We start from the raw sequence: 17827 nt of genomic DNA, 5'->3' as shown, positions 1-17827 counted from the left end.
ACCTATATAAAATGAAAATATTGCATTCAGGCTCATTGGGTATCCAATCGGGAGGTCCGGCTTTGAGTCTTTATTTAACCGTGAAAGGACTGAATGATGCCGGGGAAAGGGCTGAAGTCATAATGTCCCCCTTGCGCGAAAAGGACAAATTGATAGCCAATAACATGACCATTCATTATACGGCTGTGATGAGAAATGTGCGCTTGGGGTATATGCCAGGGCTGAAAGAAATGTTGGATAAATTGTCTGTGTATGACCTATATCATGTGCATGGATTGTGGCAATACCTGGGGCATGGTGTAACATCTTATGCCCGCCGGCATGGGAAACCGTATATTATGACCCTCCGGGGAATGCTTTATCCGCAAGCTCTGGCTCATTCGGCTTTGGTTAAGAAAGCATCGTTAATTCTGTATCAACGGAAAGATTTACAAAAGGCGGCCTGCATTCAAGCTACATGTATTGAAGAAATGGAGCATTATCGCACATTAGGGTTTTGCAATCCCGTGGCGGTATTGCCCAATCCGATAGATATAAACCATGTTGTTGATCGTCCGATACCTGATAAGCCGCAAATGAAAATTGGTTATCTCGGTCGTATTCATCCGCGTAAGCGTATCGAAAAATTGATTTACGCAATGAATGATTCAAGAGATAAAACAAGCAATTTACACCTTGCCATTATCGGTTCCGGAGATAATGTTTACGAAAGGTTCCTGCACAATGAAGTTAAACGTCTGAATCTATCCAATGTTAAGTTTACCGGATTCTTATCAGGTAAAGAGAAGGATGAAATAATGACGCAACTCTCGTTACTTGTTGTTCCCAGCGATTTTGAAAACTTTGGTAATATTGTTACGGAAGCATTGGTAAGAGGAGTCCCGGTGATAGCTTCCAGGGGAATGCCGTGGAGAGAATTGGAAACTCATCATTGTGGCTGGTGGATTGATAACGATCAGGAAAGCATAACTAAGACATTGATAGAGGCTATTTCTCTGACGGAAGAAGAACGCATATATATGGGAATGAATGGTAAACAGCTAATGCGTGAAAATTACTCTGTTGAAGTTCTTGCCGGGAAAATGAAGCATTTATATCAGTGGATTCTCGGTCAGGCCTCAAAACCAGAATTTGTATATGAGTGAAGCAAAGATTAATTTATCGAAGTACCGGAATATTTTATCCTGTAAGCATCAGGCTATACGTTTTATATGGTCGATTGTTTGGGTATTGTTCGCCGGTTGGCTACCTCGTAGCCTTGGTAGCGGATGGAAACGTTTTTTACTCCGGATTTTTGGAGCGAAGATAGATGCGACCGCCGTGATTTACTCATCTGCAAGGATCTACTATCCGGCAAATCTGATAATGGAACATTATTCTTGTTTGGCTTCGGAGGTAAATTGCTACAATGTTGCCCTTGTTAAAATTGGGGCAAACTCAACAATATCGCAAGGAGCTTACCTCTGTACGGCAAGCCATGATATAACTAATCCGCTCAATCCATTGATTACAGCCCCTATCGTTATAGAAGATCAGGCATGGGTCGCTACGGGTGCTTTTGTGGGTATGGGAGTTACGGTAAGGCAGGGAGCGGTGGTCGGTGCTTGTGCCGCCGTATTCAGAGATGTGGAACCATGGACGGTAGTCGGCGGTAATCCCGCTAAATTCATAAAAAGAAGAGTTATACAAGATGCTTGACCTGACAGTTATTATTCTTACCAAAAACGAACAATTGCACATCAAACGGTGCTTGGAGTGTGTAAATCAATTAGCCCGGAAGGTATATATAGTTGATTGCTTTTCAACAGATGCAACACAAAAAATAGCTTTCTCTCTAGGAGCAGAAGTAATAGAACATCAATGGCCGGGAAATCAGGCGGCACAATTTAACTGGGCATTGGAACATCTTTCCATTGACACGGAGTGGATTCTGCGGCTAGATGCCGATGAGTATCTTTTGCCTGAACTAATTGAAGAATTGCAAAAGAAAATTCCACTTGCAACACAGGATGTTACCGGTATTGTGTTCAACCGCCGGCATATTTTCATGGGGCGATGGATGAAGCGAGGCATTTATCCGGTAAAAATGCTCAGAATGTTTCGCAAAGGGAAGGCGGTATGCGAGCAACGATTGATGGATGAACATATCAGGATTACAGAAGGACGAACAGATGAATACGAGAATGATTTCTGCGATCATAATCTCAATGATATATCATGGTTTTGCCGCAAGCATGTGAATTATGCAATACGTGAGGCTGCCGAAATGCTTAACCTGGAATATAATTTGTCTGATTCCGCCATCGAAGGAAGAACTAATGGACTTAGTGAGCAAGCCTTGGAAAAAAGACAGAAGAAACTCAAATATACTCGTCAACCGCTGTTTTGGCGAGCGTTCGCTTACTTTTTATACCGCTATATTATCAGGGGAGCATGGCGGGAAGGCAAGGAGGGATTCATCTTCACTTTTATTCAGGGGTGGTGGTATCGGGTACTCGTTGATACTAAGATTTATGAAATAAAGATGGAATGTGGAGCGGACAAAGAGAAAATTTGCAATTTATTAGCGGACAAATATCATATTTTCATAAAAAAATGATGGATATTGTAGAACTCTCTATAATAAAGGTTCCGCTATATCTTATATTCACTATTGAAGGTATAAATTAAATATGTTAATCTCAATAATAACAGCAACTTACAATAGCGAAACAACAGTAAGGAATACTATTGAAAGTGTCTTATGCCAGACTTACAAGGACATTGAATATATTGTTATTGACGGAGCATCAAAGGACAGCACTATGAGTATCGTCAGAGAATACGAGCCTCAGTTTGCAGGCAGAATGCGTTGGATAAGCGAATGTGATAATGGTATATATGATGCAATGAACAAAGGTATAGCGATGGCTACAGGCGATGTGGTAGGCATCCTTAATAGTGATGATTTCTACACATCTGACGGGGTTCTCGAAATTCTTGTCAGAGAACTCAGATTATCGGGTGCAGATGCAGTGTATGGAGACATTCATTATGTGAAGCATAATAATGTGGGTAAATGTGTGCGCTACTATTCTTCCGCAAGCTTCCGCAGATGGAAAATGCGGATGGGGTGGATGCCTGCTCATCCATCATTCTATTGTAGAAAACCGGTGTATGATAAATATGGAACTTTTGACTGCGCCTTTAAAATCGGTGCAGACTTTGAAAATCTCCTGCGGCTGATTTTTGTGAATAAAATACAGATAAGATATGTACCGGTAGATTGTGTGACAATGCGTACCGGAGGAGTCTCCACATTAGGCATGTCAAGCCATATACAAATATTCAGGGATCATATGCTGGCATATAAAAAGAATGATGTCTATTCAAATCACATACTTGAAAGTCTGCGTTATGTAGAGAAATTTTTACAAATACTGTTTAATAAATTGAAGAGAGATTTTAAATGACTTCCCATATATTATTGAAATAAATATCGGTCACGTTTTCTATAGAAATTCACCAGAACCCATATTTGCATAATTTACTCCTTTAAATTTTTATATATTCTTTTCCTCGCAGACGACTTTTTCCACAATTTCATATATATCTGTTTATTTGTACTTCAATCATATCTCATTAAAGGCATATCTATTACAAAACAGTATTTTACTTCTCCTTTTTCGAAGCGTCCGCTTCATTAATATTAAATCCTTATATTTAAGTTAGATTCTACTTTTTTGACTATTAGTATTATAATCTTTTATTTGGTATTTTATTGAATAGTTAATTAACCGCAATGTCACATCGTATTAATTAGTGCGAAATATTGACATTCTACATTTGTGCAATAAATTTAAAATAGCATAAAATGTATGAAAACAATTAATCGGTTATCTCTATTTATTTTAATGCTCGGAATAATCCTTAATATTTCAGCTCAGAACTATTATGCGAGTAATCATCGTGGTGCTGAAAATAAAGCAGATATAATTACTACTAAAACAACAAACGATGATGATGCGAAAAATAAAAGATATGTCTGGGAGTTCGATTCATCTGTACCATCAACATTTGATAACAATACTATTCAGAAAGCCGAAGAGCACGAATTCGGATCTAAAGTCGCATGCCTCAAAGTTCTGATGGAAGAATATTATGTCACTCAGGAGGAGGTTGTACCCGGCGATCCGATGAGACGGACAATAATAAAGAAGCCCAATATTTATAATACGACTCGCAAAATAGAAAAGCACCTGAAAAAAGAAGTGAAGAAAGGAAATATCGCTTTGGAAAAAGCGGCTAATGATTTTACTCACATCTTGGAAGTCAGCCTTACTATCATAAGCGAAGCTGATACCGAAGCTTTCGAAGGAGCCCTCGACCAAAATAAGAAAAGCATCGAAGATCAAATCAGTGTATTCAATCAGGTGAAAATAAATAATATCTACTAAGTATCAAATAATCTGACTTAAAAACCAATAAATGAAAACATTACTAACGCTATTAGGAGTAGTATTCTTACTTCTCCCGGGGATGGTACATGCCCAAACGGTTAAAGGATCTGTAAAAGATAAGAAAGGAGAAACACTCATTGGGGTTAATATTAGTATTAAAAATACAACAAGGGGTGTCGTTACCGATTTTGATGGTAATTATGAAATAAAAGCTGCTGGCGACGAAACCCTGATTTTTTCTTATATGGGGTTTGTTTCTCAAGAGGTGAAAGTAGATAACAGAACTATTATAGACATCATAATGTCCGAAGAGTCGCAAAATCTGGATGAAGTTGTTGTGACGGCTATCGGGATTAAACAACAGAAGAAAAAGATTGGATACACGACTCAGCAGATAAATAATGAGGCACTCAGCGAGTCCCAGACTATGAATGTGGGTAGTGCCTTGTCGGGACAAATTGCCGGACTTACGGTGACTAACCCGACCGGACTGTTTCAGGCTCCGTCATTTTCTCTTAGAGGGAAAAATCCGTTAATCGTATTAGACGGTATTCCTGTTGAAACGGATTTTTTTGATATTGGGAGTGAGAATATAGAAAGTGTGAACGTATTGAAAGGTCCGACGGCTTCCGCTTTGTACGGTTCCCGGGGTAAGAACGGAGCTATACTTATCACGAGTAAATCAGCAAAAAAGGACGGACTGGAAATCACTGTCAGCACAAGCAATATGATTACTGCCGGTTTTACAGTATATCCCGAATCCCAGAAAACGTATGGTAGCGGTTCTAATGGTAAATACGAATTTTGGGACGGAGCCGATGGCGGTATTTCGGACGGAGATATGACCTGGGGGCCAAAATTGAACACAGGACAGAAGATCGCCCAGTGGAACAGCCCGATCCGGAATAAACAAACAGGCGAGGTCATTGAATGGTACGGGAATGTTTCCGGTACAATTTATGATGATAAATCGTTGTATGAACGTGTCCCGATTGATTGGGTATCACACGATAATCTTGAAGATTTTTTAGGTACAGGTGTCGTTACAAATAATAACTTCTCTGTATCATACAAAGGGGCTAAAGCCCGCTATTATGCATCGGGGAAATATGCCTATCAAAAAGGGCAGGTGCCTAACACTTCGCTCCAAACAACCGGATTAAGTTTCAACTCATCATTCGATATTAGCAACAATATCCAACTTGATGCCTCATTAGCCTATAATAAAGTATATTCTCCTAATTATCCGAGATATGGATATGGACCTAAAAATCACATGTACACAATATTGCTTTGGATGGGTAACGATGTGAATGGAAAAGAACTTCAGAAACACCAATGGGTTCCCGGACTGGAAGGTTATAGACAAGCTAATTACAACTATGCCTGGTATAATAATCCATACTTTGCAACAGAAGAACTGCAACAAAAGAGAGACCAGGACATACTGGATGGTAAGTTGAGACTCAACTGGCAGATACTTCCTAATTTAGGAATACAGGGACGTGCCGCGATGCACCAAATAGGGACATATGAAGACCTTCAAACTCCAAAGTCTTATATGAATTATGGAGATTCACGAGTTGGTGATTTAAAGATATGGAATCGAAATCAACGGAATATCGATGCTGATGTTTTAGCTTCTTATTTTCAACCTGTAACAAGTAAAATCAATTTGACCGCAAATGTCGGAGCTTCAATATTAAATACCAACTATCAGGAAGAATATCAATCCACAGACGGACTTATTGTTCCCGGATTATACAACATGGGTAATTCGCAAGGGCCGACAAATGCAACAAATATTGTTCGCAAAAGAGAAGTACATAGTATATACGGCTCTGCCAATATAGACTTTTATGATGCTGTATTCTTAAACTTTACAGCCCGCAATGACTGGTCTTCGACCTTACCATCTTCGGAAAATTCATATTTTTATCCTTCAGTCTCTCTTAGTACCCTTGTATCGCAGTATGTGAAAATGCCTAAAGCAATAGATTACTTAAAGCTTTACGGATCATGGGCACAGGTATCCAGCGACCTCGATCCGTACAGTATATATGCGATATATCAAAAAGGTGTGACTTATGGTTCAACTCCATCCGTAACATATCCCGGCAGTCTGGTCAATCCAAATATAAAACCCGAAAAGTCAACATCCTATGAGTTCGGATTATCAACAGCTTTTATTAAAAACAGGATAACATTAGATGCTACTTATTATCATATCAAAGATGAGAATCAGATCATCAATCTGAATGTGTCGGAAGCATCCGGATTTACCTCCAGAAAGGTAAACGGGAATGTATATAATACAAATGGAGTGGAGATAATCCTGGGTGCGAAACCTGTTGTTACAAAAGATTTCTCTTGGGATGTAGCCGTAAACTGGAGCCGGTATGTCAGACGTCTCACCGATATTTATGGCGGACAAAGTAAGTATAATGCATTAAGCAAAGGTGACAGGGCAGATGCATATTATGCTACTGTATGGCAAACTTCGGCTGACGGACAACTAATTATTGATACAAATAGCGGATTGCCGATAAAAGATGCATATCAGAAAAAACTTGGACACCTCGATCCCTCATGGCGTTTAGGTTTTCAGAATAAATTTAATATAAAAGACTTCAAAGTTGAGATTGATATAGATGGAGCCTGGGGAGGCCTGCTCAGATCAGTTACTATCGAAAAGATGTGGTGGGGAGGAAAGCATCCGGAATCAACCACATACAGAGATGCAGAATACGAAGCCGGGCATGCTATATATGTACCTAAGGGAGTCAATGTTACCGGAGGCGAGCTTACACGGGATGTGAATGGTGTGGTTGTGTCTGACACTCGTACCTATGCACCTAATACTACGGTTGTGAGTTGGCAGACATGGAGCCAGATTTATCCTTATCAGGCTCAGGTACTTGATTCTGATGATAAAACATTTGCAAATGTATTTGATCGCTCTTATTTCAAATTGAGAAGGTTGTCTATTGGTTACGATCTGAAAAAAATTGTTGATCTGGGACAAATCAAATCATTAGATGTCTCATTGTATGGTTACAATCTGTTGATGTGGAAAAAGATCCCTTATGTAGATCCTGATTATGGTAATGATGACAATCTGCAGGATCCTTCGTCAAGATATATCGGATTTTCTGCAACAATGAAATTTTAATCGAAATATTTATCCTGTAAATAAGAACGTATTTATGAAAAAGATTATATTTTTTATTTTTATCATTCTGGTTTGTGTGACTTCATGCAATGACCTGGAAGAACTAAACAAAGACCCGAACAATCCGACAGAAACCCATCCTCAGCTTTTGCTTACCCAGATACAATGGACTGCTTTCAGGGAGTTTTTGGGAACATCACCTCTTTATGCAAATAAAATGCTGGTACAGACAGATGGTGAGAATAGCTATCAATATTATAAATGGAACAGGGGTGATTATTCATATACAAAGATGAAAGATATCAGTAAAATGATGGAGGAAGCCCAAAAGATAAACGAAAACAGTTATGTTGCTTTGGGAAAATTCTTTAGGGCATATTATTTCTACAACATGACTCTCCGGTTTGGAGACATACCATATTCGGAAGCATTAAAGGGCGAATCAGATAATATATTTGCACCTGTATATGATAACCAGAAGGATGTGATAATAGGTATCCTCAACGAACTGGAGGAGGCCAATACCATTATTGAAAATGAGAAGGCTGCAATTAAAGGAGATATAATCTATAATGGAGATACAGACAAATGGCAGCGTCTTATAAACTCGTTCCGCCTGAAAGTATTATTATCCTTATCTCATAAGGAAAGCGATACAGACCTGAATGTCAAAAGCAAATTTGCTTCAATCGTTCAAAGTGAACCACTAATGAGCGGCAATCAGGATAACGGGCAATTAGTGTATTTAGATCAGGCAGACAACCGTTATCCAGAATTCAATTCAAGTTCTTTCGGTTCAGGAATGTATATTGACTCTACTTTTATCAAACGGCTTCAGGATCATAAAGATCCTCGCTTATTCTTATTTTGTACTCAAACGAAAGAGGCAAAAGAGGCCGGAAAAGCCATTGATGATTTTACTGCTTATGAAGGCGGAGATCCGGCAGCTCCATATGGTACAGTGAATGAGAAAGCGACAAAAGGAAAAGTTTCGAAAGTGTTGGAACGCTTCTATCAGGACCCGACCAATGAGCCTTCGATCTTGTTAGGGTATGCAGAATTACAGTTTATCTTATCAGAGGCTTGTGTCAGAGGCTGGATATCCGGTGATGCGGCTACATATTACAATAATGGTATAAAATCATCATTTAAGTTTTATGAATCGTATGCCAAAGGGTTAAGTGCCTATGTTAGCGAAGATATAGTAAACAGCTACCTGACTAATCCGACGAATAATTTTTCTACAAAATTGACAAATGATGAGAAAATAGAAGCTATTGTATTGCAAAAGTACTTTCAAAGTTTCTTTCAGGGAGGATGGACTCCTTTCTATGAAAACTTACGGACTGGTTACCCTGAATTTCACCGCATAAAAGGTGTGGAAATTCCTTATCGCTGGATATATCCGCAATCGGAATATAACTATAATGCAGACAACGTATCAGCAGCTATAACAAGACAATTTGGAAACGGCAATGATAAAATAAATCAAAAAACCTGGTGGTTAAAATAAATATTGAATTAATGAAAAAAATAGTGTCAATATTGCTAATGCTTATATGCATTACGAATGCTTATGCTCAGGAGAAGCTGCATTTTAATGAAAGTGGAAAATTCAAAATTGTACAGTTCACTGATATACATTATAAATGCGGATCTGAAGAATCTGCAAAGTCTATCAGAATGATGAAAGAGGTGCTTGATAATGAGAAGCCTGATCTTGTAGCATTTACAGGTGATATTGTTACAGATACTCCTGCAAAGAACGGTTGGGATGAGGTTCTGGCTCCCGTTATCAGTCAAAAAATCCCATATGCGATCGTATTGGGAAATCATGACGATGAGCATGACTGGACTCGCCGGCAAATAATGGATTATGTGATTAGTAAACCATATTGCTATGCACAGATAGGGCCTGCATATTTAACAGGTGTGGGAAACTATGTTCTTGAGGTAAAGAATGCCCGGGAAAAAACTGGTGCAATACTTTATTTTATGGATTCAAATGCGTATAATAAAGTAGGTGAACAAAAGGGATATAACTGGTTCGGCTTTGATCAGGTAGACTGGTATAGGAAGAACAGTGCCTTCTTTACGAGAGAAAATAGTGGCAAACCATATCCGGCTCTTGCATTTTTCCATATTCCCTTACAGGAATATACGCTATTGCCTGATACAACCAAGAACTATGTAAAGAATGCTCCTGTATTTGGCAATAGAACAGAGAAAGAGTGCCCCGGAATTATAAATACCGGAATGTTTGCGGCAATGGTTGAAGGTGGAGATGTAATGGGTACATTTACAGGACACGATCATGACAACGATTACATTGGATACTTGAATGGGATTTGCCTTGCATACGGCCGTTTTTCAGGAAGTAAGACCACCTATACCAGCTTGGGTTACGGGGCAAGAGCTATTGAACTTACAGACAATGAGCGGATATTTGATACCTGGATACACTCCAGTGATAACACTATTCTATATAATGTGAAATATCCGGATTCATTTGTAATGAAATAGAGGCTATTGGACGGTCCGGTCTTAAAAAAATATAGGAGAGCGAAAAGGTTAATTCTTTAGTAGAGTATTTTTATTTGTTCTCCTGATTTTTCAACAGGGAGGTACCTATTATAATAAGCAGAATAAGCAGGGAGAAGGATTTACAATCTTTCCCCTTGTTTATTTTCTTATAACTTATTTCTTGCTCACTAAATATTTCCCGTACTGCATCCCTTCCATATTTTATTGATATAAATGCCTTGTGCAATTCATTATTCAGCTGGAAATATTCTTATCGTTATTTACCTGATATTCTATATGTATGGATTCATTCGAAATATAAGTTTTCGTTCACCAGTTTAAATATGCTCTCCTTATTACCGACAAGCCATACAATATCCCCGCCTTTGAAAATCTCAGAAGCCGGAGGATTAATCCAATAGCCGCTATTACGTTCTATCCCTACAACACAACAAGACCCTCTCTTTCCAATTTCCGATTGTAGTAAGCTTTTTCCATATAATCCCGAACTTTGGTCAATAACGAGAGACAGACATTTTATTTTAGAATCAGAATCCTCGTCCTGTTTTTTCGCATATTGATGTATAGTCTTTAGAGTAGTACGGTCCAATTCTATATTGTTTTTTTCATTTGTCAACTTATCTATCTGGAGTATATTTCCGGCTACAGTAATAATATCGTCAGGCAATAATGTAAAGGAGCCGTTAGGGAAATACAATTCCTTCTCGTTACGGAATACGGCAATTATCAGGAGATCATATCTTTTCCTGAAGTCAGTATCCTTGAGGGCGGTGTCCTCATAGCCCGAACCCTTGTTCAGCTTAAATTTTCCAACATAAAGATTTTTTTCAATCCAACTTTCATTATCAGATGTAAAAGCCAGTGACATACCTTTTTCATTCGACTTTCTCCTTCGTTCATGAATTATACGCTGATTAAAATTAAGTACAAACCGGTATTCCATTTTCCAGTAGATATCCAAAAGACGCCTCGACCGGAATACAATAAGGATTATTATTATCGCTACCAAAGCAGATACCCAAAATGGTATAACAAGAAGTTTCCAGAATAAGAAATATACCAAACCGAAAGCAATAAGATACCGGATCATAATAAATCCCGATAGGATTAATCTGTTGCCTACACTAATCTGCCAGAGTTTAAGGATCAAGTAGGGCTGTTCGCCCCCTCTGTAGACTAAGCCTTTTAATAGAGGGGCCATAATCAAAGATGTAATTACCAAAGTAATGATGTTGCCTTCTATACCCTTTATGTATTCTTGTATTATTGGACTTAAAAAATTTATCGACAATGCAATTACTGCAATACATAAAGACACAAAAACGATTATATTGAAGATATAGTTTTTGAAGAATGCGGCCCATGTCGTTGTAGGAGTGGGTGTTGATAATTTTTTATCAGTTTCGAGTATACTTTCGCGCCATGATTCCGGAATTTTTTGCATCATCAGATTATAGGCTCCATTACTGACTTTCATCAGATAAGGTGTGGTAAAGGTAGTTAGTATAGAAACGGCAATAATAATGGGATAAATAAAATTGTCCGCCAACTGATAGCTTATCGCAGTACCTGCCACGATGAAAGAGAACTCCCCAACCTGCGCCATACTGAAACCGGATTGCACAGAAATAAGCATCGATTCTCCGGACAACCTTGCTCCGATAGCAGTAAATATTACTTTCCCAAAAAGAACAAGCAATGTGATAAGTAGTATGCTTACATAATGTTCAGTAATAATCTGGGGGTTCATCAGCATTCCAACCGAAACAAAAAAGATGGCTCCAAAAAAATCCTTGATGGGTTTAGTTACTTTTTCAATTTTTTCAAGAGCTGATGTTTCGGCTAATACCGCTCCCATTATAAACGCCCCGAGTTCGGCCGATAGCCCAACCTCCGTGGCAAAAACGACCATACCCATACATAACGCGATGGCTACTAACAATAATGTTTCATCATTCAGAATATCCTTTAGTTTTTTCAGAAGGGTAGGGATAAGGAAGATACCGCAAACGACCCATACAACAATAAAGAAAAGCATTTTACCTATACTCATGAATATTTCTGTTCCTTCGAAATGATTATTTAAGGCCAGTGTACCCATAAAGACCATCAGTAAAATAGCAAACAGGTCATCGAATATCAATATTCCGAAAACGACTTCAGTAAAACCTTTGCCTTTATATTGGGGATCATCAAACGCTTTAACAATTATTGTTGTCGAAGATAGACATAGCATACATCCTAAAATAATACTATTCCACTTTCCCCATCCTAACGAATATCCTAAGAAATAACCGGAGACACCGAGTCCTAAGATGATAAATAAAAGAGTGATAAAACCTGTTTTACCATTGCTTATAAGCTTTTTAAAACTGAATTCTAAACCCATGGCAAATAGTAGGAATATTACTCCGATTTCTCCCCATACATTTATATTTTCGCCATCTCCTATAGTCGGGAAAAAGTTTGTATATGGACCAGCTAAAAAACCTGCAACGATATAACCCAGAACGACTGGTTGTTTCAGTTTTTTAAAGATAATAGAAACAATAGCCGCTACTCCGATTAGAAACGCCAGATCTGTAATAATGGAAGGTAGGTGTGTCATAATTACTGTTAATTATAGTAATACGTATTGGATATCACAACAACAAAACTTGTGTCCTTGTGATAAACAATTAGTAAATAAATAGAATCTATAAGGCAAAAATATAAAAATAAAAGTAATACAAAAATTATATTGGTTAAGGAGAGGTTTATTCATATCAAAAAAAGCATTTTATTCTTTTGAGTATTGCTTTAAGTTACCTTCTTTGATAATTACATGTCAGTTTTAATTTATTAACCATAATTAAATCATCCTCTGCATCAAATATCGGATGTGTGAATAAAAGATAAAAATCCCATACTGTAACATTTGTTGCATTTTTTTTAATTTATTTTATTATATAGCTGAAATACAGCTGTATACATATAGCTATAAGTAATTAGAATCCCATTATAAAACCCTAATAATTAGGTATTGATATACTCTGGCCCTTTGGATATCTTTACAAAACATAATAAATAAGGAAATGATTAATCTTTCTGTAGAAGAGATAGTTTATCCGTTCATCGTCCAATCTAAAAATACTAATATGCAGGAATTATTTAATAAAGGAGAAGTGCTCAACCTTACATGTATGGTTGAATATTCGTCAGGAGGGATTATCAGCAAGCAGGTTTTAAAAAATCCTTCGGGAAATGTTACCTTGTTCTCTTTCGATAAAGGACAGGGTTTGAGCGAACATACCGCCCCTTTCGATGCAATAGTCCAAGTGCTCGAAGGAGAGGCCCGGATTTTTATAGGAGGCGTTCCTAATCTGGTGAAAGCCGGAGAATGGATTATCATGCCCGCAAATATCTCTCATGCATTGCAGGCTATCGAGTCTTTCAAAATGTTATTAACTATGATAAGAGGATAAGGATATGAAAAAGCTTAATGAAGATAAAGCCCAGGGACACTGGCTTCTGGCCAAAATGGGCAAGCGTGTCTTGCGTCCCGGAGGAAAAGAGTTGACTTTGAAATTAATAGATAGCCTGAATATCGACTCTTTGGATGACGTTGTTGAATTTGCTCCCGGACTGGGATTTACTGCATCTATTACACTCAAGAAGAAACCGAAAACTTATATAGCTGTTGAATTAAATAAAGAAGCTTTTTCTTATTTACAAAAAGTAATATATAGTCCGGATTACCGTATTATTAACGCTAATGCAAAAGAAACCGGACTGGCAGATGCCGTTGCAAGCAAAGTTTATGGTGAAGCTATGCTAACAATGCAGTCGGAAAAGCAAAAATCGGAAATAGTCAAAGAAGCATATCGCATATTAAAGCCCGGGGGGCTGTATGGGATACATGAAATAGCTCTGGTGGGAGATCTTAGTAGAGATAATATCAACGCTATATATCAGGATATGGCTGATGCAATCAAAACAAATGCCAGGCCACTATCTGTAGATGCCTGGAAAGATATATTATCAGCTGAGGGTTTCAATGTGAAGGATATCTATTTTAGCCCAATGCATTTGGTCGAGCCAAAACGGATCTTTGATGACGAGGGTTTCTTCAGGGCAATACGGATTTTCTTTAATATTTTTACTCATCCCGCCGCGGCGAGAAGAATACGCAAAATGCGGAGCATATTTCGTAAATATGAAGCAAATTTAAGTGCTGTCGCTATAATTGCCGAAAAAATCTGAGCTAATACTGCCATAAACTAAAACTAAGGATTTTCTTATAGGTGTGATTATATGAAACGGCTACTTTTACGATTATTGTAAAAGTGGCCGTCTCTTTTTATAGTTCAACAAAAAACTTAATTTACCTCCGATAAAATAGTATCGGGGTATGGACGGCCTATAAATGTAACTGGATATTTCTATTCCGCCCTTGTCTAAATCTACCTGATACGAATTAAAAATATTCTGGATGCCTGCATTTACCTCAAATGTATTTCCATAATAAAAAGGGATTTCTTATTTTTTTAAGATCTGTTTTTCTTTTTGGAAAATATTTGTAATTATTTTTTTATAAAAATATCTATTTATATAAATATTACTGATGGATCATAGATGATAAAATATGATTTTGAAAACTTTTATTCCGAAAAATTGTTTCATCTTTATATCCGGTTTTGGTGTTACAGACTCGCTGCCTCGAGGATGTAATGAAAAGGGAATCAGGTGTAAGTCCTGAGCAGACCCGCTGCTGTAAACTCTTTGATGTTTGTTTTACAATACTCATTGCCACTTTTGATTAAAGGGAAGGCCGTAGAACAAAAGAGTAAGTCAGAAGACCTGCCAAAACAAAAATGATAAATTTTTCTTTCGGGTTTAAAGAAAAGTTTGCTAAAAAAGATAATTTTAAAAAATAGTAGAAGTAAAATGTAGTATTTTTTTAATGCTGCCATTATTAATTATTACCCAAGCAATAGTATGAAGAAAATAATAAAATTTGAAAAGGAAGATTGTAATCCTTGCATAATGGTTTCTGAATATTTTAAGACTAACAGTATACCATTCGATGCGGTAAATCCATTTAACAATCCGGAAGCTGCAATGAAATATAAAATCCGCTCTGTACCAACAACTCTTTTGATCGAGAATGAAGAGGTGCTGATGCGTGTTATCGGATATCAGCCGAATGAATTGAAGTCGATGATAGATTCCTTATAGAAATGGTTATCTATTATGACAGCAAAACAGGTAATGTGGAACGTTTTATTGCCAAAGTAAGTGCAATTACAAATTGGACGTGTATAAAGATTACTTCCACTACGTCAGTCTCTGATTTTGGACATCTTGTGACATATACCACCAGGATAGGCTCTATTCCTGACTCAACATCTGCATTTATCAAAGAGAATCGTGAGTTTGTTCTATCTGTCTCCTCCAGTGGAAATATGAATTGGGGCGACAACTTCGCCCGTGCTGCTGATAGAGTTTCAGAAAAATATAACATACCTGTTTTTGTCAGGTTTGAATTATCCGGTTTGGCTCGGGATGTAAACAATTTTATTCAAAAAGTAAAAGAATATGCAAATAAAAAAATGGATACTCCTCAACAATGAGGTAATGATTAAAAAAGATGACGATTTCCAACTTGAAAAAGATAAGGAAGCGGTTCGCTCCTACTTTCTGGATTACGTCAACAAAAACACAGTCTTTTTCTATACGCTAAAAGAGAAAATCGACTACCTGATAGAGAACAATTACTATGAAAACCTCTATGAGCAGTATTCTTTTGAAGATATAATGAGGGTTTATGCCCTCATCTATGAGCGTAAGTTCCGTTTTCCTTCGTTCATGAGTGCTTTCAAGTTCTTCCAGAACTATGCATTAAGAGACGATAGCGGCGAAAAATTTCTTGAAAGGTACGAAGACCGTGTTGCCTGCATAGCACTCTACCTAGCACAGGGAGATGTGAATCAGGCTATAAAATACGCTGAATTATTAGTTAATCAGGAGTATCAGCCGGCTACACCGACATTTCTGAACGGAGGAAAACGCAGATCGGGAGAATTGGTATCTTGCTTCCTTGACGAAATAGGCGACAGCCTCAATTCTATAGGTTATGCAATCAACTCGTCAATGAAGTTATCTTCTATCGGGGGAGGCGTTTCTCTTAATCTCTCTAAACTACGTGGACGCTCGGAAGCTATAAAAGGAGTTGAGGGAAGAGCCAGCGGAGTACTACCAATCATGAAATTACTGGAAGATGTTTTTTCTTATGCCAATCAGTTGGGGCAAAGGCCGGGAGCGGGTGCAGCTTACCTGAATATATTCCATTCCGATATAGAAGAGTTTCTGGATTGTAAAAAAATAAATGTAGATGAAAAAGTCCGTATCAAGTCTCTTTCGATAGGAGTGATTATTCCGGACAAATTTATGGAGCTGGCGGAAAAAGATGAACCATTCTATGTTTTCTATCCACATTCAGTATTCAGAAACTACGGACAATATCTGGATGATATGGACATGGATGAAATGTATCAGCAGCTGGTAGATAATCCTAAAGTGAGAAAGAAACGGTTAAGCGCCCGTGTTTTACTTGTAAAGATTGCTCAGACTCAGAAAGAAAGTGGTTATCCGTACCTGTTCTTTAAAGATAATGCCAATAGAGAACATGCCCTTAAAGATATAGGCGAAGTTAAATTCAGCAACCTTTGTACCGAGATTATGCAATTATCCGAAGTTTCCGAGATAAACGATTATTATGAGGAAGATAATATCCGTCGCGGTATTTCCTGCAACCTGGGATCGTTGAATATTGCTACCGTTATGGAAAATAAGCGGGTGAAAGAAGCTGTGGCTGTTGCCATCGATGCTTTGACTGTCGTTACAGATATTTCAAATATTGACGTAGTACCTTCTATCAAGAAAGCCAACGAAGAACTACATAGTGTTGGATTAGGTGCGATGAATCTTCATGGCTTCTTCGCAAAAAACTTTATTGCATATGAAAGCATAGAAGCCCTCGATTTCTGTAATGTATTTTTTATGATGATGAATTACTATTCTCTGGAACGTTCAATGGAAATCGCGCGTGATAGAGGTATCACATTTAAAGATTGCAACAAATCAGAATATGCTAAAGGAACATATTTTGATAAATATATAAATACCGAATACCATCCAAAGACAGAAAAGGTAAAGTCTTTGTTTGAAGGCATACATATCCCGGATATAGAGGATTGGCAAACATTGAAAGAGCAGGTGATGCAACATGGCGTATATCATGCCTATCGTCTGGCAATAGCGCCTAATCAGTCTACATCATATATCATGACTTCGACAGCATCCGTTATGCCTATTGTGGATACAATAGAGGTACGTGAATATGGAGACAGTACCACATTCTACCCAATGCCATATTTGACGAATGACAATTTCTTCTTCTATAAGTCGGCATATGATATGGATCAGAAAAAGGTGATGAAATTAATCGCAGTTATCCAGCGGCATGTAGATCAAGGCATATCCACTATTTTACATACCAAAAGCAGTGATACCACCCGTGATCTGGCGAAATATTACATCTATGCACATAAGATCGGTTTAAAATCATTGTATTATACACGCACACGAAAAGCGACAATAGACGAGTGTGTTTCATGTTCTGTATAAACTA

General features: G+C 37.7%; 14 protein-coding genes and 1 riboswitch. Of the genes, 13 read left to right on the top strand and 1 reads right to left on the bottom strand.

Going from position 1 to position 17827, the window contains the following annotated elements; genetic code table 11:
- Positions 1-11 precede the first annotated feature (11 nt).
- From B3317_RS12790 to B3317_RS12755, 8 genes are all read left to right on the top strand, one after another.
- The gene (locus tag B3317_RS12790; protein ID WP_291112176.1) at positions 12-1145 is read left to right on the top strand and encodes a glycosyltransferase; all 1134 of its coding nucleotides are present in this window, start codon (positions 12-14) and stop codon (positions 1143-1145) included.
- Positions 1138-1698 (top strand): putative colanic acid biosynthesis acetyltransferase, encoded by a 561-nt coding sequence (locus B3317_RS12785; protein ID WP_291112174.1) that lies wholly within the window; start codon positions 1138-1140, stop codon positions 1696-1698. The genes B3317_RS12790 and B3317_RS12785 overlap by 8 nt, the downstream gene beginning before the upstream one ends.
- A complete protein-coding gene (locus B3317_RS12780) occupies positions 1691-2599 on the top strand; it encodes a glycosyltransferase family 2 protein (RefSeq protein WP_291112172.1) in 909 nt (302 codons plus the stop codon). Before B3317_RS12785 ends, B3317_RS12780 begins: the two co-directional genes overlap by 8 nt.
- A 73-nt stretch (positions 2600-2672) precedes the next feature.
- Positions 2673-3452, top strand: coding sequence for a glycosyltransferase family 2 protein (locus tag B3317_RS12775; RefSeq protein WP_291112170.1), 780 nt, complete (start codon positions 2673-2675; stop codon positions 3450-3452).
- A gap of 405 nt (positions 3453-3857) precedes the next feature.
- Positions 3858-4436 (top strand): hypothetical protein, encoded by a 579-nt coding sequence (locus tag B3317_RS12770; protein WP_291112168.1) that lies wholly within the window; start codon positions 3858-3860, stop codon positions 4434-4436.
- A gap of 31 nt (positions 4437-4467) precedes the next feature.
- Entirely contained in the window at positions 4468-7611 is a 3144-nt protein-coding gene (locus tag B3317_RS12765; protein ID WP_291112167.1) for a SusC/RagA family TonB-linked outer membrane protein, read from the top strand.
- A 34-nt stretch (positions 7612-7645) separates the two neighbouring features.
- On the top strand, positions 7646-9124 hold the full coding sequence (locus tag B3317_RS12760; RefSeq protein WP_291112165.1) for a SusD/RagB family nutrient-binding outer membrane lipoprotein: 1479 nt from the start codon (positions 7646-7648) through the stop codon (positions 9122-9124).
- 11 nt (positions 9125-9135) lie between these two features.
- On the top strand, positions 9136-10134 hold the full coding sequence (locus tag B3317_RS12755; protein ID WP_291112164.1) for a metallophosphoesterase family protein: 999 nt from the start codon (positions 9136-9138) through the stop codon (positions 10132-10134).
- 307 nt (positions 10135-10441) lie between these two features.
- On the opposite strand, the gene B3317_RS12750 is transcribed toward B3317_RS12755, so the two are convergent.
- A complete protein-coding gene (locus tag B3317_RS12750) occupies positions 10442-12763 on the bottom strand; it encodes a cation:proton antiporter (protein ID WP_291112162.1) in 2322 nt (773 codons plus the stop codon).
- A gap of 529 nt (positions 12764-13292) precedes the next feature.
- Between B3317_RS12750 and B3317_RS12745 the strand changes: the two genes are divergently transcribed.
- The 5 genes from B3317_RS12745 (at position 13293) to nrdE (ending at position 17823) form a co-directional block, all read left to right on the top strand.
- A complete protein-coding gene (locus B3317_RS12745) occupies positions 13293-13619 on the top strand; it encodes a cupin domain-containing protein (protein WP_291112390.1) in 327 nt (108 codons plus the stop codon).
- Between the two features lie 4 nt (positions 13620-13623).
- Positions 13624-14397, top strand: coding sequence for a class I SAM-dependent methyltransferase (locus tag B3317_RS12740; RefSeq protein WP_291112160.1), 774 nt, complete (start codon positions 13624-13626; stop codon positions 14395-14397).
- Positions 14398-14815: 418 nt separating this feature from the next.
- Positions 14816-15016: riboswitch (cobalamin riboswitch) on the top strand.
- Positions 15017-15132: 116 nt separating this feature from the next.
- Positions 15133-15372, top strand: a complete 240-nt coding sequence (locus B3317_RS12735; protein WP_291112159.1) for a thioredoxin family protein — start codon at positions 15133-15135, stop codon at positions 15370-15372.
- Between the two features lie 2 nt (positions 15373-15374).
- Entirely contained in the window at positions 15375-15767 is a 393-nt protein-coding gene (gene nrdI / locus B3317_RS12730; protein WP_291112157.1) for a class Ib ribonucleoside-diphosphate reductase assembly flavoprotein NrdI, read from the top strand.
- Entirely contained in the window at positions 15733-17823 is a 2091-nt protein-coding gene (gene nrdE, locus B3317_RS12725; RefSeq protein ID WP_291112155.1) for a class 1b ribonucleoside-diphosphate reductase subunit alpha, read from the top strand. Before nrdI ends, nrdE begins: the two co-directional genes overlap by 35 nt.
- Positions 17824-17827: the final 4 nt, after the last annotated feature.

This window comes from Dysgonomonas sp. UBA7710, from assembly GCF_002482385.1.
Lineage (GTDB): Bacteria > Bacteroidota > Bacteroidia > Bacteroidales > Dysgonomonadaceae > Dysgonomonas.
Note: the sequence above shows the minus strand (reverse complement) of the source record. Positions and strands in the feature narration are given on the sequence as shown.

Excerpts from the sequence above, each read along its gene's own strand:
- B3317_RS12745 (WP_291112390.1), top strand. The coding sequence starts at position 13,293 with ATGCAGGAATTATTTAATAAAGGAGAAGTGCTCAACCTTACATGTATG.
- B3317_RS12790 (WP_291112176.1), top strand. The coding sequence starts at position 12 with ATGAAAATATTGCATTCAGGCTCATTGGGTATCCAATCGGGAGGTCCG.
- B3317_RS12765 (WP_291112167.1), top strand. The coding sequence starts at position 4,468 with ATGAAAACATTACTAACGCTATTAGGAGTAGTATTCTTACTTCTCCCG.
- B3317_RS12750 (WP_291112162.1), bottom strand. The coding sequence starts at position 12,763 with ATGACACACCTACCTTCCATTATTACAGATCTGGCGTTTCTAATCGGA.
- nrdE (WP_291112155.1), top strand. The coding sequence starts at position 15,733 with ATGCAAATAAAAAAATGGATACTCCTCAACAATGAGGTAATGATTAAA.
- B3317_RS12770 (WP_291112168.1), top strand. The coding sequence starts at position 3,858 with ATGAAAACAATTAATCGGTTATCTCTATTTATTTTAATGCTCGGAATA.
- B3317_RS12785 (WP_291112174.1), top strand. The coding sequence starts at position 1,138 with ATGAGTGAAGCAAAGATTAATTTATCGAAGTACCGGAATATTTTATCC.
- nrdI (WP_291112157.1), top strand. The coding sequence starts at position 15,375 with ATGGTTATCTATTATGACAGCAAAACAGGTAATGTGGAACGTTTTATT.
- B3317_RS12740 (WP_291112160.1), top strand. The coding sequence starts at position 13,624 with ATGAAAAAGCTTAATGAAGATAAAGCCCAGGGACACTGGCTTCTGGCC.
- B3317_RS12735 (WP_291112159.1), top strand. The coding sequence starts at position 15,133 with ATGAAGAAAATAATAAAATTTGAAAAGGAAGATTGTAATCCTTGCATA.
- B3317_RS12760 (WP_291112165.1), top strand. The coding sequence starts at position 7,646 with ATGAAAAAGATTATATTTTTTATTTTTATCATTCTGGTTTGTGTGACT.
- B3317_RS12780 (WP_291112172.1), top strand. The coding sequence starts at position 1,691 with ATGCTTGACCTGACAGTTATTATTCTTACCAAAAACGAACAATTGCAC.
- B3317_RS12755 (WP_291112164.1), top strand. The coding sequence starts at position 9,136 with ATGAAAAAAATAGTGTCAATATTGCTAATGCTTATATGCATTACGAAT.
- B3317_RS12775 (WP_291112170.1), top strand. The coding sequence starts at position 2,673 with ATGTTAATCTCAATAATAACAGCAACTTACAATAGCGAAACAACAGTA.